Below are 21,591 nucleotides of genomic sequence, written 5' to 3'. Positions count from 1 at the left end.
TGCCCGCGAAGGCGGCCTAACAGCCAACCAGTCTCTCCGGTCGTGCCCCGATCCAATTGTGGGAGCGAGCCTGCTCGCGATGGCGGTCTCAGCGGCTCAGGTACATCCGCGTCGTCAGCAAATAAACTGGCAACCCCGATACCAGAATCAACAGCGCCGCATAAGGCGCCGCCGCGAACTCCACATTCGAGGTATGGGCCCAAACGGCGTTGCCAACGTATTGAGCCCGGTCGGCCTCAGCAGCGTGGGGGTCAGTTCCTTCATTGCATCCAGGAACACCAGCGCATAGGCGGGCGCCACAGCAAGCTCCCTCGCCACAGGGGGGGTGTTCCAATTTTAGGCGTGCAGAAACGCAAAAACCCGCTTTCGCGGGTTTCTGTGAGGTTCAAGGCTGTAACCTTGAAGCTTGAATTGGTGCCCAGAAGAAGACTCGAACTTCCACGACCTTGCGGTCACCAGCACCTGAAGCTGGCGTGTCTACCAATTTCACCATCTGGGCAGCATCTTCAGCGTTGCCGCTGTTGATGTGGCGCACTATACGGAGCGCATTTTGATCTGTAAACCCCTGTTTTTGTTTTAGTAATTGCCAAACGCAATTGCAGGGGGCAAAAATGCAAAAACCCGCTTTCGCGGGTTTTTGTTGAGCCAGCAGGCCATTGACCTGTTGCTCGAAATTGGTGCCCAGAAGAAGACTCGAACTTCCACGACCTTGCGGTCACCAGCACCTGAAGCTGGCGTGTCTACCAATTTCACCATCTGGGCAATATCGACATCGTGTGTACGTCGTCGATGGCGCGCACTATACGGAGCGTCTTTTTAACTGTAAACCCCTCCTGAGAAAAAAACCGCTAAATTTCACGAGCGGCGCTTTTCCGGGCTTCCAAGGCAGGCCAAATGACTTTAGAAAAGCGATCGGATGCTTGAAATTTCCCGTTTCATTAAGCCTATGCCAAACTAACCCGCATATAGACAAGGTGAAAACTCTCTAATGGCCGATTGGCAGTCCCTCGATCCCGAGGCCGCTCGTGAAGCGGAAAAATATGAAAACCCTATTCCTAGCCGCGAACTGATCCTGGCGCATCTCGCCGATCGGGGTTCGCCTGCTAGCCGCGAGCAGCTGGTCGAAGAGTTCGGTCTGACCACCGAGGACCAACTCGAAGCCCTGCGCCGCCGTCTGCGCGCCATGGAGCGCGACGCTCAACTGATCTACACCCGGCGCGGCACCTATGCGCCGGTGGACAAACTCGACCTGATCCTGGGCCGCATCGCCGGTCACCGTGACGGCTTCGGTTTCCTGATCCCGGACGACGGCAGCGACGACCTGTTCATGAGCCCGGGGCAAATGCGCCTGGTGTTCGATGGCGACCGGGCGCTGGCACGCGTGTCCGGCCTGGACCGTCGTGGTCGCCGTGAAGGCGTGATCGTCGAAGTAGTGTCCCGTGCCCACGAATCCATCGTCGGCCGTTACTTCGAAGAAGGTGGTATCGGTTTTGTTGTGCCGGATAACCCGAAGGTCCAGCAGGAAGTGCTGATTACCCCGGGCCGTAATGGCGCCGCCAAGGTGGGTCAGTTCGTCGAGGTGAAAATCACCCACTGGCCAACTGCGCGCTTCCAGCCACAGGGCGATATCGTTGAAGTGGTCGGCAACTACATGGCGCCGGGCATGGAGATCGACGTCGCGCTGCGCACCTACGACATTCCTCACGTCTGGCCCGAGGCTGTGCTCAAGGAAGCCGCCAAGCTCAAGCCGGAAGTTGAAGAGAAAGATAAAGAAAAACGCATCGACCTGCGCCATCTGCCGTTCGTCACTATCGACGGCGAAGACGCCCGCGACTTCGACGATGCGGTCTACTGCGAAGCCAAGCCTGGCAAGCTGCGCCTGTTCTCCGGCGGCTGGAAGTTGTTCGTCGCGATTGCTGACGTGTCCAGCTACGTGAAGATCGGTTCGGCCCTGGATAACGAAGCCCAGGTGCGCGGCAACTCCGTGTATTTCCCTGAGCGCGTGATCCCGATGCTGCCTGAGCAGCTGTCCAACGGCCTGTGCTCGCTGAACCCGAAAGTCGACCGTTTGGCCATGGTGTGCGAGATGACCATCTCCAAAACCGGCGAAATGACCGACTACCAGTTCTACGAAGCGGTGATCCACTCCCAGGCGCGCCTGACCTACAACAAGGTCAGCACCATCCTGGAAACGCCGAAGACCAGTGAAGCCAAGGCCCTGCGTACCGAATACGCTGGCGTGGTGCCGCACCTCAAGCAGCTGTACTCGCTGTACAAGGTGTTGCTGGGGGCCCGTCACGTGCGTGGCGCGATCGATTTCGAGACCCAGGAAACCCGGATTGTCTTCGGTTCCGAGCGCAAGATCGCCGCAATCACCCCGACCACCCGTAACGATGCGCACAAGCTGATCGAAGAGTGCATGCTGGCAGCCAACGTGGCCACCGCGGAATTCCTCAAGAAACACGAGATTCCTGCGTTGTACCGCGTGCACGACGGCCCGCCGCCGGAGCGTCTGGAAAAACTGCGTGCTTTCCTCGGCGAGCTCGGCCTGTCCCTGCACAAAGGCAAGGACGGCCCGACGCCGAAGGACTATCAGGCACTGCTGGCCAGCATCAAGGACCGTCCGGATTACCATGTGATCCAGACCGTGATGCTGCGCTCCCTGAGCCAAGCGGTGTACAGCGCCGACAACCAGGGCCACTTTGGCCTGAATTACGAGGCGTACACCCACTTCACCTCGCCGATTCGCCGTTACCCGGACTTGCTCACGCACCGCGCGATCCGCAGCGTGATCCATTCCAAGCAGAACACCCCGCACGTCAAGCGCGCCGGTGCCATGACCATTCCGAAGGCGCGGATCTATCCGTACGACGAAGCGGCCCTGGAGCAGTTGGGCGAGCAGTGCTCCATGAGCGAGCGCCGCGCCGACGAAGCTACCCGCGACGTGGTGAACTGGCTCAAGTGCGAGTTCATGAAAGACCGCGTGGGCGAGTCGTTCCCAGGCGTGATCACTGCAGTGACAGGCTTTGGTTTGTTTGTCGAGCTGACCGACATCTACGTCGAGGGCTTGGTGCACGTCACCGCCTTGCCGGGTGATTACTACCACTTCGATCCTGTGCACCACCGCCTGGCGGGCGAGCGCACCGGTCGCAGCTTCCGTCTGGGCGACACCGTGGAAGTGCAGGTCATGCGCGTCGACCTCGATGAGCGCAAGATCGACTTCGGAATGTCCGACAAGCCTGCCGAAGCACCGACTGGCCGTAAAAAGCGTGGCAGCGAGACCGCCGCGCCTGCGACCAAAGGCAGAGGTAAAGGTGCTCCTGCCAAAACCGCAGAGCCTGAGCCAGCCAAGGCCGGTCGCCGTTCGTCTGCCAAGGACAAGGCTCCCGAAGCCTACCGCCCCAGCGACGCTGCGGCGAAAAACGCCGAGCTGCGCAAGAGCCGCGAGTTGAAGCAGCAGTTGCTCAACGAAGCCAAGAGCGGTGGTAAAGCGGCGTCAGGGGGAAAGTCCCACGGGGCGGAAAAGCCGTCGAGCAAGCCAAGTAAACACCGTAAAGGCCCGCCAAAAGCGGGTTCGGCCCCCGCCAAAAGCGGCGGGTCGCGCAAACCTAAGGCCAAGTCATGAGTCTGGAAAAAATCTACGGCGTGCATGCCGTAGAAGCACTGCTGCGTCACCACCCTAAACGTGTCAAGCAAGTATGGTTGGCAGAGGGTCGCAGCGAGCCGCGTGTGCAAGCGCTGGTCGAACTGGCCACCCAAAACAAGGTTGCCATCGGCCAGGCCGAGCGTCGTGAAATGGACGTGTGGGTCGAAGGCGTTCACCAGGGTGTGGTTGCGGACGTAAGCCCGAGCCAGGTCTGGGGCGAGGCGATGCTCGACGAGCTGCTCGACCGCACCGAAGGTGCGCCGCTGTTACTGGTGCTGGACGGCGTGACCGATCCGCACAACCTGGGCGCTTGCCTGCGTTCGGCGGATGCAGCGGGTGCGTTGGCGGTGATCGTGCCTAAAGACAAGTCGGCAACCTTGACGCCGGTGGTGCGCAAGGTGGCCTGCGGCGCGGCGGAAGTGATTCCGCTGGTGGCGGTGACCAACCTGGCGCGCACCCTGGAAAAGCTCCAGCAGCGCGGCTTGTGGGTGGTCGGCACGGCGGGTGAGGCCGAGGTCAGCATCTATGACCAGGACCTGACGGGCCCGACGATCCTGATCATGGGGGCCGAAGGCAAGGGCATGCGCCGCCTGACCCGCGAGCATTGCGATTACCTGGTCAAGCTGCCAATGGCCGGCAGCGTCAGCAGCCTCAACGTTTCGGTGGCGACCGGCGTGTGCCTGTTCGAAGCGCTGCGCCAGCGCAGCGTCAAGGCTTCCGCCAAAAAGCCCTGACATACCCTTGTAGGAGCTGACGAGTGCAACGAGGCTGCGATCTTATCCCTGGCAGTTGAGTCTCAAGCGAAAGATCAAGATCAAAAGATCGCAGCCTTCGGCAGCTCCTACATTTTTCAGCCTCGCAATCGTCAGTGGTTGTTCAAATAATCGCCAATTGCCTTGCGCCGCCCTCGGCCCTTCTCTACAATTGCGCCCCTTGCTGTGATGGCAGGCACTGATGTGTCTAGCGTCCACAAGTCCATAAGTGTCATTCACTCCTTGTCTGACCGTTTTTGAGCGGCAGGCTACAACCCGTAAGGAGCATTCATGCGTCATTACGAAATCATCTTTTTGGTCCACCCGGATCAAAGCGAGCAAGTCGGCGGCATGGTTGAGCGTTACACCAAGCTGATCGAAGAAGACGGCGGCAAAATCCACCGTCTGGAAGATTGGGGCCGTCGTCAACTGGCCTACGCAATCAACAATGTTCACAAGGCTCACTACGTGATGCTGAACGTTGAGTGCACTGGCAAGGCCCTGGCCGAGCTGGAAGACAACTTCCGCTACAACGATGCAGTGATCCGTAACCTGGTCATCCGTCGCGAAGAAGCCGTCACCGGCCAATCCGAGATGCTCAAGGCTGAAGAAAACCGCAGTGAGCGCCGTGAGCGTCGCGACCGTCCTGAGCACTCTGACAGCGCCGATGGCGATGACAGCGATAGCGACAGCGACAACAGCGATAACGCTGACGAGTAATCCACGGACCTTTTAAGGAGCCAATCACATGGCACGTTTCTTCCGTCGTCGTAAATTCTGCCGCTTCACCGCTGAAGACGTGAAAGAGATCGATTACAAAGATCTCAACACTCTGAAAGCCTACGTATCCGAGACCGGCAAAATCGTTCCAAGCCGTATCACCGGTACCAAAGCTCGTTATCAGCGTCAGCTGGCCACCGCTATCAAGCGCGCCCGCTTCCTGGCCCTGCTGGCCTACACCGACAGCCACGGCCGCTGAGACCGGGCCGTCGACGAGTAGTAAGGGATTGAATGCATGCGCGCCTTAGCTGAGTTCATCATGCGCGGTCGTATGCAGGCCACTCTGGTAGTGGCTGGATGCGCGGCATTGCCGTTGTTGTATTGGTTGGGTGCTGCCGCCGGGAGTCTTGTACTCCTGCGGCGCGGATTGAGGGACGCCTTGGGCGTTCTTGCTCTAGGACTGCTGCCGGCCTTGCTCTGGTGGCTGTATTCCGCGGACCCGCGTGCAGTCATGGTACTGCTGGGGACTTCGGCGCTGGCGTTGGTGTTGCGCGCTAGCGAATCCTGGAACCGCGTGCTGCTGGTCAGCATAGCGATAGGCGTGGTGTTTTCAGTGGTGCTCGGGGTGGCTTTCGCACCCCAGATCGAGATGCTGTCGCAGGCTTTGATAAAAATCCTGCCCGAGGCGCTCGGTGATCTCTACCAGCAGATGTCGGTAGAAGAGCAGGCGCGTTTCGCGTCCCTGATCGCCCCCGTCCTGACCGGACTGATTGCGGCCTTGTTGCAAATCGTCAGTGTGCTGAGCCTGGTTATCGGGCGCTACTGGCAGGCGTTGTTGTACAACCCGGGTGGTTTTGGTCGCGAGTTTCGCGCCATCCGTTTCCCGCTTGGGCTGGCGATGTTGCTGTTGGCGGGCATGCTTCTGGGGCCGAACTTCGGTCCGCAGATGGCGATGCTCACGCCGTTGTGCAGTGTACCGCTGGTCTTTGCCGCCCTGGCCCTGATTCATGGGCTGGTGGCGCAAAAGCGACTGGCCAGGTTCTGGCTGGTGGGGTTGTACGTCACGTTGTTGCTGTTCATGCAACTGATCTATCCGTTGCTGGTGGTCTTGGCCATCGTCGACAGCCTGATTGATTTTCGCGGTCGTATGGCGCCGAAAGACGCCGACAACGCGAACGGTGAAGGTTAAAAGTTAGAGGATTTTCACATGCAACTGATCCTTCTGGAAAAAGTCACCAACCTGGGCAACCTGGGTGACAAAGTAAACGTTAAGGCCGGCTACGGTCGTAACTACCTGCTGCCTTACGGCAAAGCCACCGCTGCGACCGCTGCCAACCTGGCTGCGTTCGAAGAGCGTCGTGCTGAGCTGGAAAAAGCTGCCGCAGACCGTAAAACCTCGGCTGAAAGCCGTGCTGCCCAACTGGCCGAGCTGGAAGTGACCATCACTGCCACCGCTGGCGACGAAGGCAAGCTGTTCGGTTCGATCGGTACTCACGACATCGCTGACGCACTGACCGCCTCCGGCGTTGAAGTTGCGAAAAGCGAAGTTCGTCTGCCGAACGGCACCATCCGCAACGTAGGCGAATTCGACGTAGCCGTGCACCTGCACGCCGAAGTTGAAGCCACCGTACGCGTTGTCGTGGTAGCAGCTTAAGCAACACCTGTCGGCTGGCACCCTCGGGTGCTTGCCGGTAACATCGGGCACGATCCTGTTTACAGGTCGTGCCCTTTGTCTTTCTGCAATTCCTGATTTTCATAACCAGAAGTGGCCATGAACGAAATCACCGCTCCCGAGCAATACGATCTGCAAACCGCTGCCCTGAAGGTGCCTCCGCATTCCATCGAGGCCGAACAGGCCGTGCTCGGTGGCCTGATGCTGGACAACAACGCCTGGGAACGCGTGCTCGATCAAGTCTCCGATGGCGATTTCTACCGGCATGACCACCGGCTGATTTTCCGTGCGATCGCCAAGTTGGCCGATCAGAACATGCCGATCGACGTCGTGACCCTGGCCGAGCAATTGGACAAGGAAGGGCAGACATCCCAGGTCGGCGGTCTCGGTTACCTGGGTGAGCTGGCGAAAAACACGCCGTCTGTCGCCAACATCAAGGCTTACGCGCAGATCGTGCGCGAACGGGCGACCTTGCGCCAATTGATCGGCATCAGTACCGAGATCGCCGACAGCGCCTTCAACCCGGAAGGCCGCACCGCCGCCGAGATCCTTGACGAAGCCGAACGGCAGATCTTCCAGATCGCCGAGGCCCGGCCGAAAACCGGTGGCCCGGTCAGCGTCAACGACCTGTTGACCAAGGCGATCGACCGTATCGACACCTTGTTCAACACTGACAACGCCATTACCGGCCTGTCCACCGGCTACACCGACCTCGACGAGAAGACCAGCGGCCTGCAGCCGTCCGACCTGATTATCGTCGCCGGCCGTCCGTCCATGGGGAAAACCACCTTTGCGATGAACCTGGTGGAAAACGCCGTGCTACGCAGCGAAAAGGCGGTGTTGGTGTACTCCCTCGAGATGCCAGGCGAATCGCTGATCATGCGTATGCTCTCGTCCCTGGGGCGTATCGACCAGACCAAGGTTCGTTCCGGCCAACTGGAAGACGACGACTGGCCGCGCCTCACCTCGGCGGTCAACCTGCTCAACGACCGCAAGCTGTTCATCGACGATACGGCCGGTATCAGCCCATCGGAAATGCGCGCTCGGACCCGTCGCCTGGTGCGTGAGCACGGTGAGGTCGGGTTGATCATGATCGACTACCTGCAACTGATGCAGATCCCCGGTTCCAGCGGCGACAACCGTACCAACGAGATTTCCGAAATCTCCCGTTCCCTCAAGGCCCTGGCCAAGGAGTTCAACTGCCCGGTGGTGGCGCTTTCCCAGTTGAACCGTTCCCTGGAACAGCGCCCCAACAAGCGTCCGGTGAACTCCGACTTGCGGGAATCCGGAGCGATCGAGCAGGACGCCGACGTCATCATGTTCGTGTACCGCGACGAGGTGTATCACCCCGAGACGGAGCACAAGGGCATCGCCGAAATCATCATCGGCAAGCAGCGGAACGGCCCGATCGGCTTCATCCGCCTGGCGTTTATCGGTAAGTACACGCGCTTCGAAAACCTGGCGCCGGGTAGCTACAATTTTGACGACGACGAGTAACCTGTGGGAGCGAGCTTGCTCGCGATAGCGGTGTAACAGTCAGTACATGAGTTGAATGTGCTGGCCCCTTCGCGAGCAAGCTCGCTCCCACATGGGGTTTGCAGTGCGCCACCAATTTCCGACCATAGCCGTCGGAATTGGTTATTTTTTGTGCTATATTCCGCGCCCGCGATTTTTCATCTTTTATACCGGTTATCGACATGCAAGCAGCCAAGCCGTTATTTGACTATCCCAAGTACTGGGCCGAATGTTTCGGCCCGGCGCCGTTCCTGCCCATGAGCAGGGAGGAGATGGATCAGCTCGGCTGGGATTCGTGCGACATCATCATCGTGACCGGTGATGCCTACGTCGATCACCCGTCGTTCGGCATGGCGATCATTGGCCGTTTGCTGGAAGCCCAGGGCTTTCGCGTCGGGATCATTGCCCAGCCGAACTGGCAGTCCAAAGACGACTTCATGAAGCTTGGCGAGCCCAACCTGTTTTTCGGTGTCGCGGCCGGCAACATGGACTCGATGATCAACCGCTACACCGCTGACAAGAAAATTCGCTCCGACGACGCCTACACCCCGGGTGGCATGGCGGGCAAGCGGCCGGACCGTGCGAGCCTGGTCTACAGCCAGCGCTGCAAGGAAGCCTACAAGCATGTGCCGATCGTGTTGGGTGGTATCGAAGCGTCGCTGCGCCGTATCGCTCACTACGATTACTGGCAGGACCGTGTCCGCAACTCGATCCTGATCGACGCCTGCGCCGACATCCTGCTCTACGGCAATGCCGAGCGGGCGATTGTCGAAGTCGCCCAGCGTCTGTCCTACGGCCACAAGATCGAAGACATCACCGACGTGCGCGGTACGGCCTTCATCCGTCGTGATACGCCGAAAGACTGGTACGAAGTCGACTCCACGCGCATCGACCGTCCGGGCAAGATCGACAAGATCATCAACCCGTACGTCAACACCCAGGACACTCAAGCCTGCGCCATCGAGCAGGAGAAGGGTCCGGTTGAAGACCCGAGCGAAGCCAAGGTCGTACAGATCCTGGCGAGCCCGAAAATGACCCGCGACAAAACCGTGATCCGTCTGCCATCGGTGGAAAAGGTCCGTGGCGACGCGGTGCTCTACGCCCACGCCAACCGTGTGCTTCACCTGGAAACCAACCCAGGCAATGCTCGCGCCCTGGTGCAGAAGCACGGCGAAGTCGATGTCTGGTTCAACCCGCCGCCCATTCCGATGACCACCGAAGAAATGGACTACGTGTTTGGCATGCCTTACGCACGCGTCCCCCATCCGGCGTACGGCAAGGAGAAGATCCCGGCCTACGAGATGATCCGTTTCTCGGTGAACATCATGCGTGGCTGCTTCGGTGGCTGCACGTTCTGCTCGATCACCGAGCACGAAGGCCGGATCATCCAGAACCGTTCCGAAGAGTCGATCATTCGCGAGATCGAAGAGATCCGCGACAAGGTCCCGGGTTTCACCGGAGTCATTTCCGACCTCGGCGGCCCGACCGCGAACATGTATCGCATTGCCTGCAAGAGCCCGGAAATCGAATCCGCGTGCCGCAAGCCATCGTGCGTGTTCCCCGGCATCTGCCCGAACCTGAACACCGACCATTCTTCGCTGATCCAGCTGTACCGCAGCGCCCGGGCCTTGCCTGGGGTGAAGAAGATCCTGATTGCCTCTGGCCTGCGTTACGACCTGGCGGTCGAGTCGCCGGAATACGTCAAGGAGCTGGTGACCCACCACGTCGGCGGTTACCTGAAGATCGCTCCGGAGCATACCGAGGAAGGCCCGCTCAACCAGATGATGAAGCCGGGCATCGGCAGCTATGACAAATTCAAGCGGATGTTCGAGAAGTACACCAAGGAAGCCGGGAAAGAGCAGTACCTGATTCCGTACTTCATCGCCGCTCACCCGGGCACCACCGACGAAGACATGATGAACCTGGCGCTGTGGCTCAAGGGCAACGGCTTCCGCGCCGACCAGGTGCAGGCGTTCTATCCGTCGCCAATGGCCACGGCCACGGCGATGTACCACTCGGGCAAGAACCCGCTGCGCAAGGTCACCTACAAGAGCGACGCGGTGACCATCGTCAAGAGCGAGGAGCAGCGCCGTCTGCACAAGGCCTTCCTGCGTTATCACGACCCCAAGGGTTGGCCGATGCTGCGCGAAGCGCTGACCCGCATGGGCCGCGCCGACCTGATCGGGCCGGGCAAGAACCAATTGATTCCGTTGCACCAGCCGTCCACCGACAGCTACCAGAGCGCCCGTCGCAAGAATTCGACGCCAGCCGGCAGCCACAAGGTGGGCAAGGAAACCACCAAGATCCTGACCCAGCACACCGGCCTGCCGCCGCGTGCCAGCGATGGTGGCAACGCATGGGACAAGCGCGAGCAAGCCAAGGCCGCGGCATTCGCCCGCAACCAACAGGCTGCCAAGGAACGCAAGGACGCCGCCAAGGGCAAAGGACCGAAACCGGCGCGCAAGCCTGTCGTGCCGCGCTGATCGCCCTGCCACCTCGTAAAACGCCAGCCTAAGTGCTGGCGTTTTGCTTTCTAGCGGCGGTGCTGGCCGTTTGTTATCGTGGCGCCCGCCAATTCCCGTCAATAGGCACAACAACGCCGGACACATCGCTCTTGTGGCGAGGGGATAAATCCCCTCGCCACAGGGTTCAGTGTGGATAACGTCTCACCCTCCGATTCTCAAGGACGATTCATATGAGCACTCCGTTACCCGGCATCGGCATGGACAGCAGCATCTCCCAGATGATGGCCCGCCGCCGTATTGAAAGCCAAATCAACCTGCCACGGCTGTTCGCCGCCATTGATGCCGATCCAAGCATCGTCGGCGCGGGGGTGGTGTATATCGATGCTGAGTTCAACGTAGTGGTCCTGCGCGAATTCAAGCCGATTTGCAGCATCGCGCCCAAGCGCATCATTCTGCGCGAGGCGAAAAAATACATCGCACCGCAGCAATTCATCGATCAGGTAAAAAGCAGCCCGCGCGAGTCCAAGCTTGGGCTTGAAGCAACCAATGCCGGCTTGTCCTGTGTCGCCGCTGTGATTGGTTGGGTGGTGGTGTTCAGTGGAAGCGTCGCCGTGCCCTTTACGGCGGGGGCAAGTGCCTTTGTCGTTGCCCTGGGCGCCGCTGCCGCGACGGCCAGCACCGCGCAATGCGTCATTGGCGGGATGCGGGTGGCCAATGAGCTGACCAATCCGACCGGCAACGATGAGATGAATGACGCGGACTGGTACAACATCGTGTCGCCGATCCTTGACGGGGTTTCCCTGGTGGGTGTCGGTGGCTCGGCGCTGACGACTGTCCGGCTGCTCAAGGCCAACAAAGCGGCCGGCACTGGAAAGAGTTGGTATCAGTTGCTCAAGGGCCTGAATCGGCAAGAGCGAAGCAAGCTGACCAAAGAGCTGTTGACGCTCAAGGACCCGAGCCTGACGGCGAAGCTACTCAAGTTGCAGCAACGCGCGGGGGCCGTGCCCAAACGTTATTCCTCCGCTGAAATCCGCCACGCGACCCTGACTCAGATCAAGGACTCGTTGGGTGGCGCCCTGGGCGTTATCGGCAGTTATACCGGCGGCGGCCATGTGAAGACCGTGGCCGTCGGCCTATATGAGGAGTTCACGGAATGATCGGTGGCGGATCGCTGAAATCATTTCTCGCCCGTTATTTTCCGGTTTTCATGGGGACGATCCTGCTGGGATGCTTTTCCGGGTCCACGCTGCTTGTGTTGGCCGGGACCACTTATTGGCGTGCCCTGGAGCCGTCAGCCAGGACCGACTATGTCGGGCTCGGCACTTTGGCTCTGGTGATCGTTCTGGTCTTGGGCAACCTCTTGATTGCTCGCGGGCGCGCCTGGGCGGTCTGGTGGGTGGCGGGGTATTTCCTGGCCTGTCTGGCGGCGGTGCTGCCGACGTTCGCTTATCGGCCGCATCAGGGCGTGTACCTATTCGCGGTGTTGTTGCCACTGCTGGGGCTCTTGCTGCTCAACAGCAAGCGCCATCGGGAGATGCGCAGCAAACTCGTCGACATCCGCCGCCAACGCGCGCTGATCATCCAGGCCGCCAAGGCATCACGCCCGCGTCGCTGAGTCGATTCGCGCTGCCGGCGCCGCATTTATGTGCATTGCTTTGCAGATGAATTCGGGCAGCGCGCGTTTTTAGTGCTCTACTGCCTTGAGTAGACAAAGAAAGTGTCCGGCCTGCCTGCATGGCATAAGTCTTGCGCCGCTTTCGATAACGCCCAGGCTCGCAGGAGGCACGTCGTGTCGATCCATGTCGCATTGCATCACGTCACGCATTACCGCTACGACCGCGCCGTCGAACTCGGCCCGCAGATCGTTCGCCTGCGCCCGGCGGCCCACAGCCGCACGCGGATTCTTTCCTATGCGCTGAAGGTTTCGCCCGAGCAGCATTTCATCAACTGGCAGCAGGACCCCCAGGGCAATTACCTGGCGCGGTTGGTGTTTCCCGAGAAAACCCGGGAGATGCGGATCGAAGTCGATCTGCTGGCGGAAATGGCGGTGTTCAATCCGTTCGACTTCTTCCTCGAGCCCTACGCCGAAAAGATTCCGTTTGCCTACGCGGCCGACGAACGCAAGGAGTTGGCGCCTTACCTGGAAACCCTGCCGCTGACGCCGAAATTCCAGGCCTATCTGGACGGCATCGACCGCACGCCGTTGCCGGCGGTGGATTTTTTGGTGGCGCTCAACCAGCGCCTGAGCGAAGACATCAACTACCTGATCCGCATGGAGCCCGGCGTGCAGACTCCGGAGCATACCCTGGAGCACGCGTCCGGTTCCTGCCGCGACTCGGCCTGGTTGTTGGTGCAGCTGTTGCGCAACCTCGGCCTGGCTGCGCGGTTTGTCTCCGGTTACCTGATCCAGTTGACCGCTGATGTGAAAAGTCTCGATGGCCCGTCTGGCACCGACGTGGACTTCACCGACCTGCATGCCTGGTGCGAGGTCTACCTGCCCGGTGCCGGCTGGATCGGCCTGGATGCGACGTCCGGGTTGTTCGCCGGTGAAGGCCATATCCCGTTGGCGTGCAGTCCCGATCCGTCCTCGGCGGCCCCGATCAGTGGCTTGGTGGAACCTTGCGAGTGTGAGTTCAGCCACGAAATGTCCGTCGAGCGGGTCTGGGAAGCGCCACGGGTGACCAAGCCTTACACCGACGCACAGTGGCTGGCGATCCAGGCGCTGGGGCGCCAGATCGATGCCGACCTGTTGGAGGGCGACGTGCGTCTGACCATGGGTGGCGAACCGACCTTTGTCTCCATCGATGACCCGGACGGTGCCGAGTGGAACACCGCGGCACTCGGGCCGGATAAACGCCGGCTCTCCGCCGAGCTGTTCCAGCGCATGCGCAATCACTATGCGCCCAAGGGGCTGGTGCATTTCGGCCAGGGCAAGTGGTACCCCGGCGAACAATTGCCGCGCTGGTCGCTCAACTGCTATTGGCGGCGCGACGGGGTGCCGATCTGGCACAACAGCGCGTTGATCGCCGATGAGCAGGAGGACTACGGCGCCGATGGCGAACTGGCCGGGCGTTTCCTGGCGAGCGTTGCCGAGCGTTTGAAAATTCCTGCGCGGTTTGTGTTTCCGGCCTACGAAGACAACTTCTATTACCTCTGGCGCGAAGGTGCATTGCCTTCGAATGTCACGGCCGAGGACCCACGTCTGGAGGACGCCCTGGAGCGTGCACGGTTGCGCAAGGTCTTCAGCCAGGGCCTGGACAAGGTCATCGGCCAGGTCCTGCCGCTGGCCCGTACCGCCAAGGGCGATCAGTGGCAAAGCGGTCGCTGGTATCTGCGTGACAGTCACTGCCGCCTGGTGCCAGGGGATTCGCCCCTGGGCTATCGCTTGCCACTGGCGTCCCAGCCATGGGTGACGGCGGCCGAGTACCCGTTCATCCACCCCACCGACCCGAACCAGGACTTGCCCGAGCTGCCCGGCACCGAGCAACTGGCGCGTCACGGCGAGCCGGCGGCCGAGCAGGAGCGTGTCCCGGAGATCGACAAATCCGCCGACTGGCTGACCCGCACCGCCTTCTGTGCCGAGGCCCGCGATGGCCGCCTGTACCTGTTCATGCCGCCACTGGAGCGGGTCGAGGATTACCTGGAACTGGTCAGCGCCATCGAGGCGACGGCTGAGGAGCTGCACTGTCCGGTGCTGTTGGAGGGCTACGAGCCGCCGAGCGACCCGCGCCTGGGCAATTTCCGCATCACCCCCGACCCGGGTGTGATCGAGGTCAACGTGCAACCCTCGGCGACCTGGGATGAGTTGGTCGAGCGCACTGAGTTTCTATACGAAGAGGCGCGACAGACCCGACTGACCACCGAGAAATTCATGATCGATGGCCGGCACACGGGCACCGGCGGTGGTAACCATTTCGTACTGGGTGGCGCGACACCGGCTGACTCACCGTTTCTGCGGCGTCCCGACCTGCTGCGCAGCCTGATCAGTTACTGGCATAACCATCCGTCATTGTCCTACCTGTTTTCCGGATTGTTCATCGGCCCGACCTCCCAGGCGCCTCGCGTGGACGAGGCGCGCAACGACGCGTTGTACGAACTGGAAATCGCTTTCGCGCAAATGCCACAGCCCGGCGAGGAATGCCCGCCGTGGTTGGTCGATCGCCTGTTGCGCAACCTGTTGATCGACGTGACCGGCAATACGCACCGTGCCGAATTCTGCATCGACAAGCTCTATTCGCCGGACGGCGCCACCGGGCGTCTCGGCTTGTTGGAGTTGCGTGCTTTCGAGATGCCACCCCACGCCCGCATGAGCCTGGCCCAGCAATTACTGCTGCGGGCGCTGGTGGTGCGGTTCTGGCGTGAGCCTTATGCGCCGGCGAAACTGGCGCGCTGGGGCACCGAGCTGCATGACCGTTTCCTGTTGCCGCACTTTATCGAGCAGGATTTTGCCGACGTCATCCATGAGCTGAACGCCGCCGGCTACCCGCTGCGGGCCGAGTGGTTCGCCGCGCACCTGGAGTTCCGTTTCCCCAAGGTGGGCGATTACGCGGTCAGCGGCATCGAGCTGCAATTGCGCCAAGCCCTCGAGCCTTGGCATGTGCTGGGGGAAGAGGGCGCGGTGGGCGGCACCGTGCGTTATGTGGATTCCTCCCTGGAGCGCTTGCAGGTCAAGCTCAGCGGCCTGGCGCCGCAACGCTACCTGCTGACCTGCAATGGCGTGCCGGTGCCGTTGCAACCCACTGGTCGGGTCGGCGAGTTCGTCGCCGGGGTGCGTTTCCGCGCCTGGCAACCGGCCAACTGCCTGCAACCGACCATCCCGGTGCATGCGCCGCTGGTCTTCGATTTGCTCGACACCTGGATGCAACGTTCCGTGGGCGGCTGCCAGTATCACGTGGCCCATCCGGGCGGGCGCAACTACGACAGCCTGCCGGTGAATGCCAACGAGGCCGAAAGCCGGCGGATGGCGCGTTTCTTCCGTATCGGACACACGCCTGGGAAACTTCCGACACCCAGCCTGGCAGTGGATGACGAGTTTCCGCTCACACTCGATCTGCGACGTTTTCCAGGAGCGTTAAAGCGCTAGGTGGCCCTTGTGGCGAGGGGATTTATCCCCGCTGGGCTGCGCAGCAGCCCTAAAGCAGTTAGCTCAATCTTCCTGGCACACCGAGTTGCCTGGTTTGGGGGCTGCTGCGCAGCCCAGCGGGGATAAATCCCCTCGCCACGATGATTGCAGTCTGAAAACCCAGGCCGGACCCAACATAAAACACACCTATCCGGGCGTCATGCGCTTGCGCTAGTCTCACCTTTTATTGCCGTCTGCCGAGCTTTCCATGCCTGACCTGCTTGACCGTTACCCGCTGACGACGGGCACCTATCACGAACTGTTGGACGACAGCGGTGCGGTGCGTCCGCACTGGCGGCGGTTGTTCGATCAGTTGCAGCGCAGCACGCCGGCTCACCTGATCCAGCGTCAGGCGCTGCTGGCTCGGCAGATCCAGGAAAACGGTGTCACCTATAACGTCTACGCCGATCCGAAGGGCGCCGACCGGCCGTGGGAGCTGGACCTGCTGCCCCACGTGATCGACCCGCAGGAATGGAAACATCTGTCGGCCGGGATCGCCCAGCGTGCGCGGCTGCTCAATGCGGTGCTGGCCGACCTGTATGGGCCACAGCGGCTGATCAGCGAAGGGCTGCTGCCGGCAGAGCTGGTATTCGGGCACAACAATTTCCTTTGGCCCTGCCAGGGCATCGCGCCACCGGACGGCAGCTTCCTGCACTTGTATGCGGTGGATCTGGCGCGCACGCCCGATGGCCGTTGGTGGGTCACGGCGGATCGGACCCAGGCGCCTTCGGGGGCCGGTTATGCGCTGGAAAATCGCATGATCGTTTCCCGCGCCTTCCCCGATTTGTATCGCGACTTGAAGGTGCGGCACTTGTCCGGGTTTTTCCGCACCTTGCAGGAAACCCTGGCAAGACAGGCCCCCAGCGACGGTGAGTCGCCACTGGTGGTGCTGTTGACGCCGGGGCGGTTCAACGAAAGTTATTTCGAACATCTTTATCTGGCGCGCCAGCTCGGCTATCCGCTGGTAGAGGGAGGCGACCTGACCGTGCGGGACGCCACGGTCTACCTCAAGACCCTCAGTGGCCTGCGCCGGGTCCACGCCATCATGCGCCGGCTCGACGACGATTTCTGCGACCCCCTGGAGCTGCGTACCGATTCGGCCCTCGGCGTGCCGGGGTTGTTGGAAGCGGTGCGCCAGGGCCGGGTGCTGGTGGCCAATGCCCTGGGCAGTGGCGTGCTGGAGTCACCGGGCCTGTTGGGGTTCCTGCCGAAGATCAACCAGTACCTGTTCGGTGAGGAATTGATACTGCCGTCCATCGCCACCTGGTGGTGCGGTGAGCCGCCGGTGCTGGCCCAGGCCCTGGAGAAATTGCCGCAGCTGTTGATCAAGCCGGCATTTCCTTCCCAGAGCTTCAGCCCGGTGTTCGGCCGCGACCTGAGCGAGAAGCAGCGCAGCCAACTGGCGGCGCGCATGCAGGCACGGCCCTATGCCTATGTCGCCCAGGAGTTGGCGCAACTGTCCCAGGCCCCGGTCTGGCAGGCCGAAGACGGGCACATCCAGCCTCGGGCCATCGGCATGCGCGTGTATGCCGTGTCCGGGAAGGATGATTATCGGGTGCTGTCGGGTGGCCTGACCCGCGTGGCCGCCGAGGCCGACGCCGAAGTGGTGTCGATGCAACGTGGTGGCGCCAGCAAGGACACCTGGGTGCTGGGCGAGCAGGCGCCCGGCGGTGAACAATGGAAGGCCCAGCGAACCGTGGGGGTCCACGACCTGGTTCGACGCGATCCGTACCTGCCTTCGCGGGTGGTGGAAAACCTGTTCTGGTTCGGCCGCTACTGCGAGCGTTGCGACGACAGCGCGCGGCTGCTGCGGATCATGCTGGGGCGTTATGTCGATGGCGATGACCCGCAGGCCCTGCAGTCGGCGGTGTCCCTGGGTGAAAGCCTGATGCTGCTGCCTGAAGAGGGCGAGCTGCACGAGCGTTTGCTGGCGGCGCTGTTGGGGGACGACTGGTCGTTCAGCCTGCGCTCCAACCTGCAGCGCTTGCAGTGGGCGGCCTCGCAGGTTCGCGGCAAGCTGTCCCGGGAGAACTGGCAGGCGCTGGTGGAGTTGCAGCGCGAAGCGATGGAGCTGGAAACCGAGGAGCCGGATTTCGGTGAGTTGCTGGATTTCCTCAATCGGCTAGTGATGTCCCTGGCGGCGTTGTCTGGTTTTGCCTTGGACGACATGACCCGCGACGAGGGCTGGCGCTTCTTGATGATTGGCCGACGCCTGGAACGCTTGCAGTTCCTCAGCGGCAGCCTGGCGGCGTTTTTGCGCAGCGATGCAGTGTTCGACCAGGCCGGGCTGGAGTGGCTGCTGGAACTGGGCAACAGCAGCATCACCTACCGTTCTCGCTACCTGGCGGTGGCGCAACTGATCCCGGTGCTGGACCTGTTGTTGCTGGACGAACAGAACCCCCACGCGGTGCTTTTCCAGTTAAAGCTGGTGGCCCGCACGCTCAAACGCCTGAACGACGATTTTGGCGCACCGAAGGAAACGGCCTTGCCAGAATTGGTGACGCGTCTTTCTCGCTTTGACTTGCGTTGCCTGGAAAACCCCCTGTTTGGCGAAGCCAGCCTGCGCGCAGCACTTGATGGGCTGGCCGACCTGTTGCAGGAAGTGGCCGATGTCGGTGGCCAGGTGTCCGATCGCCTGGCCTTGCGCCATTTCGCCCACGTCGATGACGTCAGCCAACGCACGGTGTCCGTCTGATGAGCGCTCGTTACCAGATCCTCCACGACACCCATTACCACTACGACAGCCCGGTGTCCCTGGCCCAGCAGCTTGCTCACCTGTGGCCGCGCGCCTGTGACTGGCAGCGTTGCACCGAACAGCAGTTGCTGATCAGCCCGGAGCCGACGACTCGTCGCGATGAGCTGGATGTGTTTGGCAACCCGCTGACCCGGCTGGCCTTCGAACGGCCCCATGACGAGTTGCTGGTCAATGCTCGCTTGAGCGTCGAAGTGCTGGCGCGCCCCGCGCTGGATTTCGACCTGTCCCCGGCCTGGGAATCGACCTGCAACGCGCTGAGCTACAGTGGCCGGCCACTGGCGGCACCATTGCTGGAGGCGTGCCGTTATCGTTTCGAGTCGCCGTATGTGCACCTCAAGCGCAGCTTCGTCGAGTTTTCCGAAAGTTGCTTCCCGCCGGGGCGACCGCTGATGGTTGGCGTTCGAGCGCTGATGGAGAAGATCTTCGAAGAGTTCACCTTCGATGCCGAGGCGACCCAGGTGGCGACGCCGCTGGTGGAGGTGCTGGAGCGGCGGCGGGGCGTATGCCAGGACTTTGCCCATCTGATGCTGGCCTGCGTGCGCTCGCGCGGTCTGGCGGCGCGTTACGTCAGCGGCTACCTGCTGACCCAGCCGCCACCCGGCCAGCCACGGTTGATTGGCGCCGATGCGTCCCATGCCTGGGTCTCGGTGTATTGCCCGGTGTTGGGGTGGGTGGACTTCGACCCGACCAACAACGTCCAGCCGGCCCTGGAACACATCACCCTGGCCTGGGGCCGGGACTTTTCCGATGTGTCGCCGCTGCGGGGGGTGATCCTGGGGGGTGGCAATCATGATCCCGAGGTGCGGGTGACGGTGATGCCGCTGGAGTCATGAGCGCTGTGTGGAAAATGTGGGAGCGAGCCTGTGGGAGCCGAGCTTGCTCGCGATGAACGATGACGCGTTTTTGCAGTTGAACCGTGTCGCCCTCATCGCGAGCAAGCTCGGCTCCCACAGGGTTCGGCGCCCACAGATTGTGTGTCATATGGATGAGTTGCTGGGCGGTTTCGTGCCGATGATCAGCCATGAGCACAAGCAGATCGGGTTGTTCGAGCCTGGCCAATTGCCAGCCAATCTACCTGCAGGCTATCGCCTGTCGATTATCAAGGCGCTGGGATTGTGAGGGCCGGCAGTGGGACTGCCGGCCCAGGACACAAAACCGGGGGGCCGGATCGGATCATCGGGCCCTGGGGGTATCAGGCCTCGGGTGCCTGATCTTTCGGTGCATCAACATCATCTTCTGCTGCTACTTCGCCTTCGGTATCCGGGGTCAGTGCGGCTTCTTCTTCAGCTGTGGCTTTCTTGCGCTGCAGCTTTTCCTCTTTCTTCTGCTCCTTGGCCAAGTCTCTCTGACGTTTGGCGAAGGAATAATTGGGTTTGGCCATGGGCGATCCTCTGGGGTCGAAGGTGAGGTTGAGCGGCGCATATTCTGCCCTGTATCGGGGCCGAGCCGTTAGCTGGGTTTTTGTTCGGCCCACTTTGGCTGCACTGACGGTTGCCATTCGTCCAGCGCATCGAGCAGGTTCTGCGCTGATTCGCTCACTTGCAGCATGTCACGATGGGGCGCGCGGACGAAGCCTTCGCCGACGATATGATCGAGAAAAGCGGTGAGCTTGCTGTAGAAGCCGTTCACTTCCAGCAGCCCCAGCGGTTTGCCGTGGTAGCCGAGCTGGCCCCAGGTCCAGACCTCGAACAACTCCTCCAGCGTGCCGAGGCCGCCGGGCAGGGCGATGAAGGCATCGCTGAGTTCAGCCATGCGCGCCTTGCGGGCGTGCATGCCGTCCACCACTTCCAGGCGGGTCAGGCCGCTGTGGCCGATTTCCTTGTCCTTCAGGCTTTGCGGGATGATGCCGATGACTTCGCCGCCAGCCGCCAGGGCCGCGTCGGCGACGATACCCATCAGGCCGACGGCCCCGCCGCCGTAGACCAGGGTCAATTTTCGTTCCGCCAACGCCCGGCCCAGGGCCTGCGCCGCTTCACGATACGCTGGATCGGTGCCGGTGCTGGCGCCGCAAAATACACAAACAGACGCGATGGACATGCTTTACTCCATGATCAGTAACCGACCCAGAGTAAAGCCTGGCCTTGGTGGCGCAAAGCGATTAAACCTCGCGTTGGGGTTTTTCGTAGGTGCCACTGGCGCCGCAGGCGTAGGCGGCGAGCAAGCTGCATAACAGGCTGTTGACGTTCATGATGGGCGCTCCCGAGAGGTGGTGAGGCTGATCATAGAGCGGTGTCCTCCCTCTGGCTGGTTGATTGTGTCCATCAGGCTGATAGCCTTAAGTTGTATACAATCTTTGATTCAGGTCATAGGAACTTGTCTGAAATTCAGGCAGTCTTTCCCTTTGACGGATTTTTGTTAACCATGCCTTGGAGATTCACGATGTTTGCCAAACTTGTTGCAGTATCCCTGTTGACGCTGGCCAGCAGCCAACTGATGGCAGCGGAGTGCAAGACCACCATCGACTCGACCGACCAGATGTCCTTCAACACCAAGGCCATCGAGATCGACAAGAGCTGCAAGACGTTCACCGTCGAGCTGACTCACTCGGGCAACTTGCCGAAAAACGTCATGGGCCATAACTGGGTACTGAGCAAGGAGGCTGACATGCAGCCGATTGCCACGGCTGGTTTGGCAGCAGGCGTCGACAAGAACTACCTGCCGGAAGGTGATGCACGCATCATCGCCCACACCAAACTCATTGGTGCCAAGGAAAGCGACTCGGTGACCTTCGATGTGTCGAAGCTCAATGCTTCCGAGAAGTACGGCTTCTTCTGCTCGTTCCCGGGCCACATCTCGATGATGAAAGGCACCGTTACCCTGAAGTAATCAGCTTCAGGCACAAAAAAGCGGCGCTTCTTTCAGAAATGGGAAGTGCCGTTTTTTTTGGTTTTTTAGAAAGCTCGGTGTTTAGTTGCTTTGGTGTGTATATCCGTTTTTTGCGTAA

17 protein-coding genes, 2 tRNA genes and 1 pseudogene are annotated in these 21,591 nt (G+C 61.1%); 15 read left to right on the top strand and 5 right to left on the bottom strand.

Features of this window, described 5'->3' with window-relative positions; all coding sequences use genetic code 11:
* Nucleotides 1–88 precede the first annotated feature (88 nt).
* From CFII68_RS26605 to CFII68_RS18245, 3 genes and pseudogenes are all read right to left on the bottom strand, one after another.
* Nucleotides 89–285, bottom strand: a pseudogene (locus CFII68_RS26605) (iron ABC transporter permease); the annotation flags it as partial.
* A gap of 127 nt (nucleotides 286–412) precedes the next feature.
* Nucleotides 413–499: transfer RNA gene (locus CFII68_RS18240), tRNA-Leu, on the bottom strand.
* A gap of 176 nt (nucleotides 500–675) precedes the next feature.
* Nucleotides 676–762: transfer RNA gene (locus tag CFII68_RS18245), tRNA-Leu, on the bottom strand.
* A 226-nt stretch (nucleotides 763–988) separates the two neighbouring features.
* Between CFII68_RS18245 and rnr the strand changes: the two genes are divergently transcribed.
* The 14 genes from rnr to CFII68_RS26600 all read left to right on the top strand — a co-directional run bounded on the left by rnr (nucleotide 989) and on the right by CFII68_RS26600 (nucleotide 19,766).
* Nucleotides 989–3,625 carry a ribonuclease R gene (gene rnr, locus CFII68_RS18250; protein ID WP_018604471.1) on the top strand — a complete coding sequence of 879 codons (2,637 nt, stop codon included), beginning with the start codon at nucleotides 989–991 and terminating at the stop codon, nucleotides 3,623–3,625.
* Entirely contained in the window at nucleotides 3,622–4,380 is a 759-nt protein-coding gene (gene rlmB / locus CFII68_RS18255; RefSeq protein ID WP_018604469.1) for a 23S rRNA (guanosine(2251)-2'-O)-methyltransferase RlmB, read from the top strand. The genes rnr and rlmB overlap by 4 nt, the downstream gene beginning before the upstream one ends.
* Before the next feature lie 309 nt (nucleotides 4,381–4,689).
* Nucleotides 4,690–5,118, top strand: a complete 429-nt coding sequence (gene rpsF / locus CFII68_RS18260; RefSeq protein WP_003186395.1) for a 30S ribosomal protein S6 — start codon at nucleotides 4,690–4,692, stop codon at nucleotides 5,116–5,118.
* A gap of 28 nt (nucleotides 5,119–5,146) precedes the next feature.
* On the top strand, nucleotides 5,147–5,377 hold the full coding sequence (gene rpsR, locus CFII68_RS18265; protein WP_002551829.1) for a 30S ribosomal protein S18: 231 nt from the start codon (nucleotides 5,147–5,149) through the stop codon (nucleotides 5,375–5,377).
* A gap of 36 nt (nucleotides 5,378–5,413) precedes the next feature.
* Entirely contained in the window at nucleotides 5,414–6,307 is an 894-nt protein-coding gene (locus CFII68_RS0125905) for a hypothetical protein (RefSeq protein WP_024618455.1), read from the top strand.
* An 18-nt stretch (nucleotides 6,308–6,325) separates the two neighbouring features.
* Nucleotides 6,326–6,772, top strand: a complete 447-nt coding sequence (gene rplI, locus CFII68_RS18270; RefSeq protein ID WP_003197251.1) for a 50S ribosomal protein L9 — start codon at nucleotides 6,326–6,328, stop codon at nucleotides 6,770–6,772.
* Nucleotides 6,773–6,889: 117 nt separating this feature from the next.
* Complete coding sequence (gene dnaB / locus CFII68_RS18275; protein ID WP_014336312.1) at nucleotides 6,890–8,287, top strand: replicative DNA helicase; 1,398 nt, start codon at nucleotides 6,890–6,892, stop codon at nucleotides 8,285–8,287.
* A 200-nt stretch (nucleotides 8,288–8,487) separates the two neighbouring features.
* Nucleotides 8,488–10,788 carry a YgiQ family radical SAM protein gene (locus CFII68_RS18280; protein ID WP_018604326.1) on the top strand — a complete coding sequence of 767 codons (2,301 nt, stop codon included), beginning with the start codon at nucleotides 8,488–8,490 and terminating at the stop codon, nucleotides 10,786–10,788.
* Nucleotides 10,789–11,000: 212 nt separating this feature from the next.
* A complete protein-coding gene (locus CFII68_RS18285; RefSeq protein WP_018604324.1) occupies nucleotides 11,001–11,927 on the top strand; it encodes a hypothetical protein in 927 nt (308 codons plus the stop codon).
* Complete coding sequence (locus CFII68_RS18290) at nucleotides 11,924–12,385, top strand: lipoprotein (protein WP_018604322.1); 462 nt, start codon at nucleotides 11,924–11,926, stop codon at nucleotides 12,383–12,385. The genes CFII68_RS18285 and CFII68_RS18290 overlap by 4 nt, the downstream gene beginning before the upstream one ends.
* Nucleotides 12,386–12,559: 174 nt before the next feature.
* Nucleotides 12,560–15,853, top strand: coding sequence for a DUF2126 domain-containing protein (locus tag CFII68_RS18295; protein ID WP_018604321.1), 3,294 nt, complete (start codon nucleotides 12,560–12,562; stop codon nucleotides 15,851–15,853).
* A 247-nt stretch (nucleotides 15,854–16,100) separates the two neighbouring features.
* Complete coding sequence (locus tag CFII68_RS18300; RefSeq protein ID WP_018604319.1) at nucleotides 16,101–18,587, top strand: circularly permuted type 2 ATP-grasp protein; 2,487 nt, start codon at nucleotides 16,101–16,103, stop codon at nucleotides 18,585–18,587.
* Nucleotides 18,587–19,480: a transglutaminase family protein gene (locus CFII68_RS18305; RefSeq protein WP_014336318.1), complete on the top strand. Its 894-nt coding sequence runs from the start codon at nucleotides 18,587–18,589 to the stop codon at nucleotides 19,478–19,480. Before CFII68_RS18300 ends, CFII68_RS18305 begins: the two co-directional genes overlap by 1 nt.
* A gap of 148 nt (nucleotides 19,481–19,628) precedes the next feature.
* Complete coding sequence (locus CFII68_RS26600) at nucleotides 19,629–19,766, top strand: hypothetical protein (RefSeq protein ID WP_253278521.1); 138 nt, start codon at nucleotides 19,629–19,631, stop codon at nucleotides 19,764–19,766.
* A 73-nt stretch (nucleotides 19,767–19,839) separates the two neighbouring features.
* On the opposite strand, the gene CFII68_RS18315 is transcribed toward CFII68_RS26600, so the two are convergent.
* Together CFII68_RS18315 and CFII68_RS18320 are read right to left on the bottom strand one after the other, a co-directional pair.
* A complete protein-coding gene (locus CFII68_RS18315; RefSeq protein ID WP_018604316.1) occupies nucleotides 19,840–20,028 on the bottom strand; it encodes a hypothetical protein in 189 nt (62 codons plus the stop codon).
* 68 nt (nucleotides 20,029–20,096) lie between these two features.
* On the bottom strand, nucleotides 20,097–20,684 hold the full coding sequence (locus CFII68_RS18320; RefSeq protein WP_018604315.1) for a TIGR00730 family Rossman fold protein: 588 nt from the start codon (nucleotides 20,682–20,684) through the stop codon (nucleotides 20,097–20,099).
* Between the two features lie 342 nt (nucleotides 20,685–21,026).
* Between CFII68_RS18320 and azu the strand changes: the two genes are divergently transcribed.
* Nucleotides 21,027–21,473 carry an azurin gene (gene azu, locus CFII68_RS18325; RefSeq protein WP_018604314.1) on the top strand — a complete coding sequence of 149 codons (447 nt, stop codon included), beginning with the start codon at nucleotides 21,027–21,029 and terminating at the stop codon, nucleotides 21,471–21,473.
* Nucleotides 21,474–21,591: the final 118 nt, after the last annotated feature.

Source organism: Pseudomonas sp. CFII68 (assembly GCF_000416195.1).
GTDB classification, from domain to species: domain Bacteria; phylum Pseudomonadota; class Gammaproteobacteria; order Pseudomonadales; family Pseudomonadaceae; genus Aquipseudomonas; species Aquipseudomonas kilonensis.
This window is presented reverse-complemented; position numbering and strand designations above follow the sequence as displayed.

Excerpts from the sequence above, each read along its gene's own strand:
- rnr (WP_018604471.1), top strand. The coding sequence starts at position 989 with ATGGCCGATTGGCAGTCCCTCGATCCCGAGGCCGCTCGTGAAGCGGAA.
- rlmB (WP_018604469.1), top strand. The coding sequence starts at position 3,622 with ATGAGTCTGGAAAAAATCTACGGCGTGCATGCCGTAGAAGCACTGCTG.
- rpsF (WP_003186395.1), top strand. The coding sequence starts at position 4,690 with ATGCGTCATTACGAAATCATCTTTTTGGTCCACCCGGATCAAAGCGAG.
- rpsR (WP_002551829.1), top strand. The coding sequence starts at position 5,147 with ATGGCACGTTTCTTCCGTCGTCGTAAATTCTGCCGCTTCACCGCTGAA.
- CFII68_RS0125905 (WP_024618455.1), top strand. The coding sequence starts at position 5,414 with ATGCGCGCCTTAGCTGAGTTCATCATGCGCGGTCGTATGCAGGCCACT.
- rplI (WP_003197251.1), top strand. The coding sequence starts at position 6,326 with ATGCAACTGATCCTTCTGGAAAAAGTCACCAACCTGGGCAACCTGGGT.
- dnaB (WP_014336312.1), top strand. The coding sequence starts at position 6,890 with ATGAACGAAATCACCGCTCCCGAGCAATACGATCTGCAAACCGCTGCC.
- CFII68_RS18280 (WP_018604326.1), top strand. The coding sequence starts at position 8,488 with ATGCAAGCAGCCAAGCCGTTATTTGACTATCCCAAGTACTGGGCCGAA.
- CFII68_RS18285 (WP_018604324.1), top strand. The coding sequence starts at position 11,001 with ATGAGCACTCCGTTACCCGGCATCGGCATGGACAGCAGCATCTCCCAG.
- CFII68_RS18290 (WP_018604322.1), top strand. The coding sequence starts at position 11,924 with ATGATCGGTGGCGGATCGCTGAAATCATTTCTCGCCCGTTATTTTCCG.
- CFII68_RS18300 (WP_018604319.1), top strand. The coding sequence starts at position 16,101 with ATGCCTGACCTGCTTGACCGTTACCCGCTGACGACGGGCACCTATCAC.
- CFII68_RS18305 (WP_014336318.1), top strand. The coding sequence starts at position 18,587 with ATGAGCGCTCGTTACCAGATCCTCCACGACACCCATTACCACTACGAC.
- CFII68_RS26600 (WP_253278521.1), top strand. The coding sequence starts at position 19,629 with ATGGATGAGTTGCTGGGCGGTTTCGTGCCGATGATCAGCCATGAGCAC.
- CFII68_RS18315 (WP_018604316.1), bottom strand. The coding sequence starts at position 20,028 with ATGGCCAAACCCAATTATTCCTTCGCCAAACGTCAGAGAGACTTGGCC.
- CFII68_RS18320 (WP_018604315.1), bottom strand. The coding sequence starts at position 20,684 with ATGTCCATCGCGTCTGTTTGTGTATTTTGCGGCGCCAGCACCGGCACC.
- azu (WP_018604314.1), top strand. The coding sequence starts at position 21,027 with ATGTTTGCCAAACTTGTTGCAGTATCCCTGTTGACGCTGGCCAGCAGC.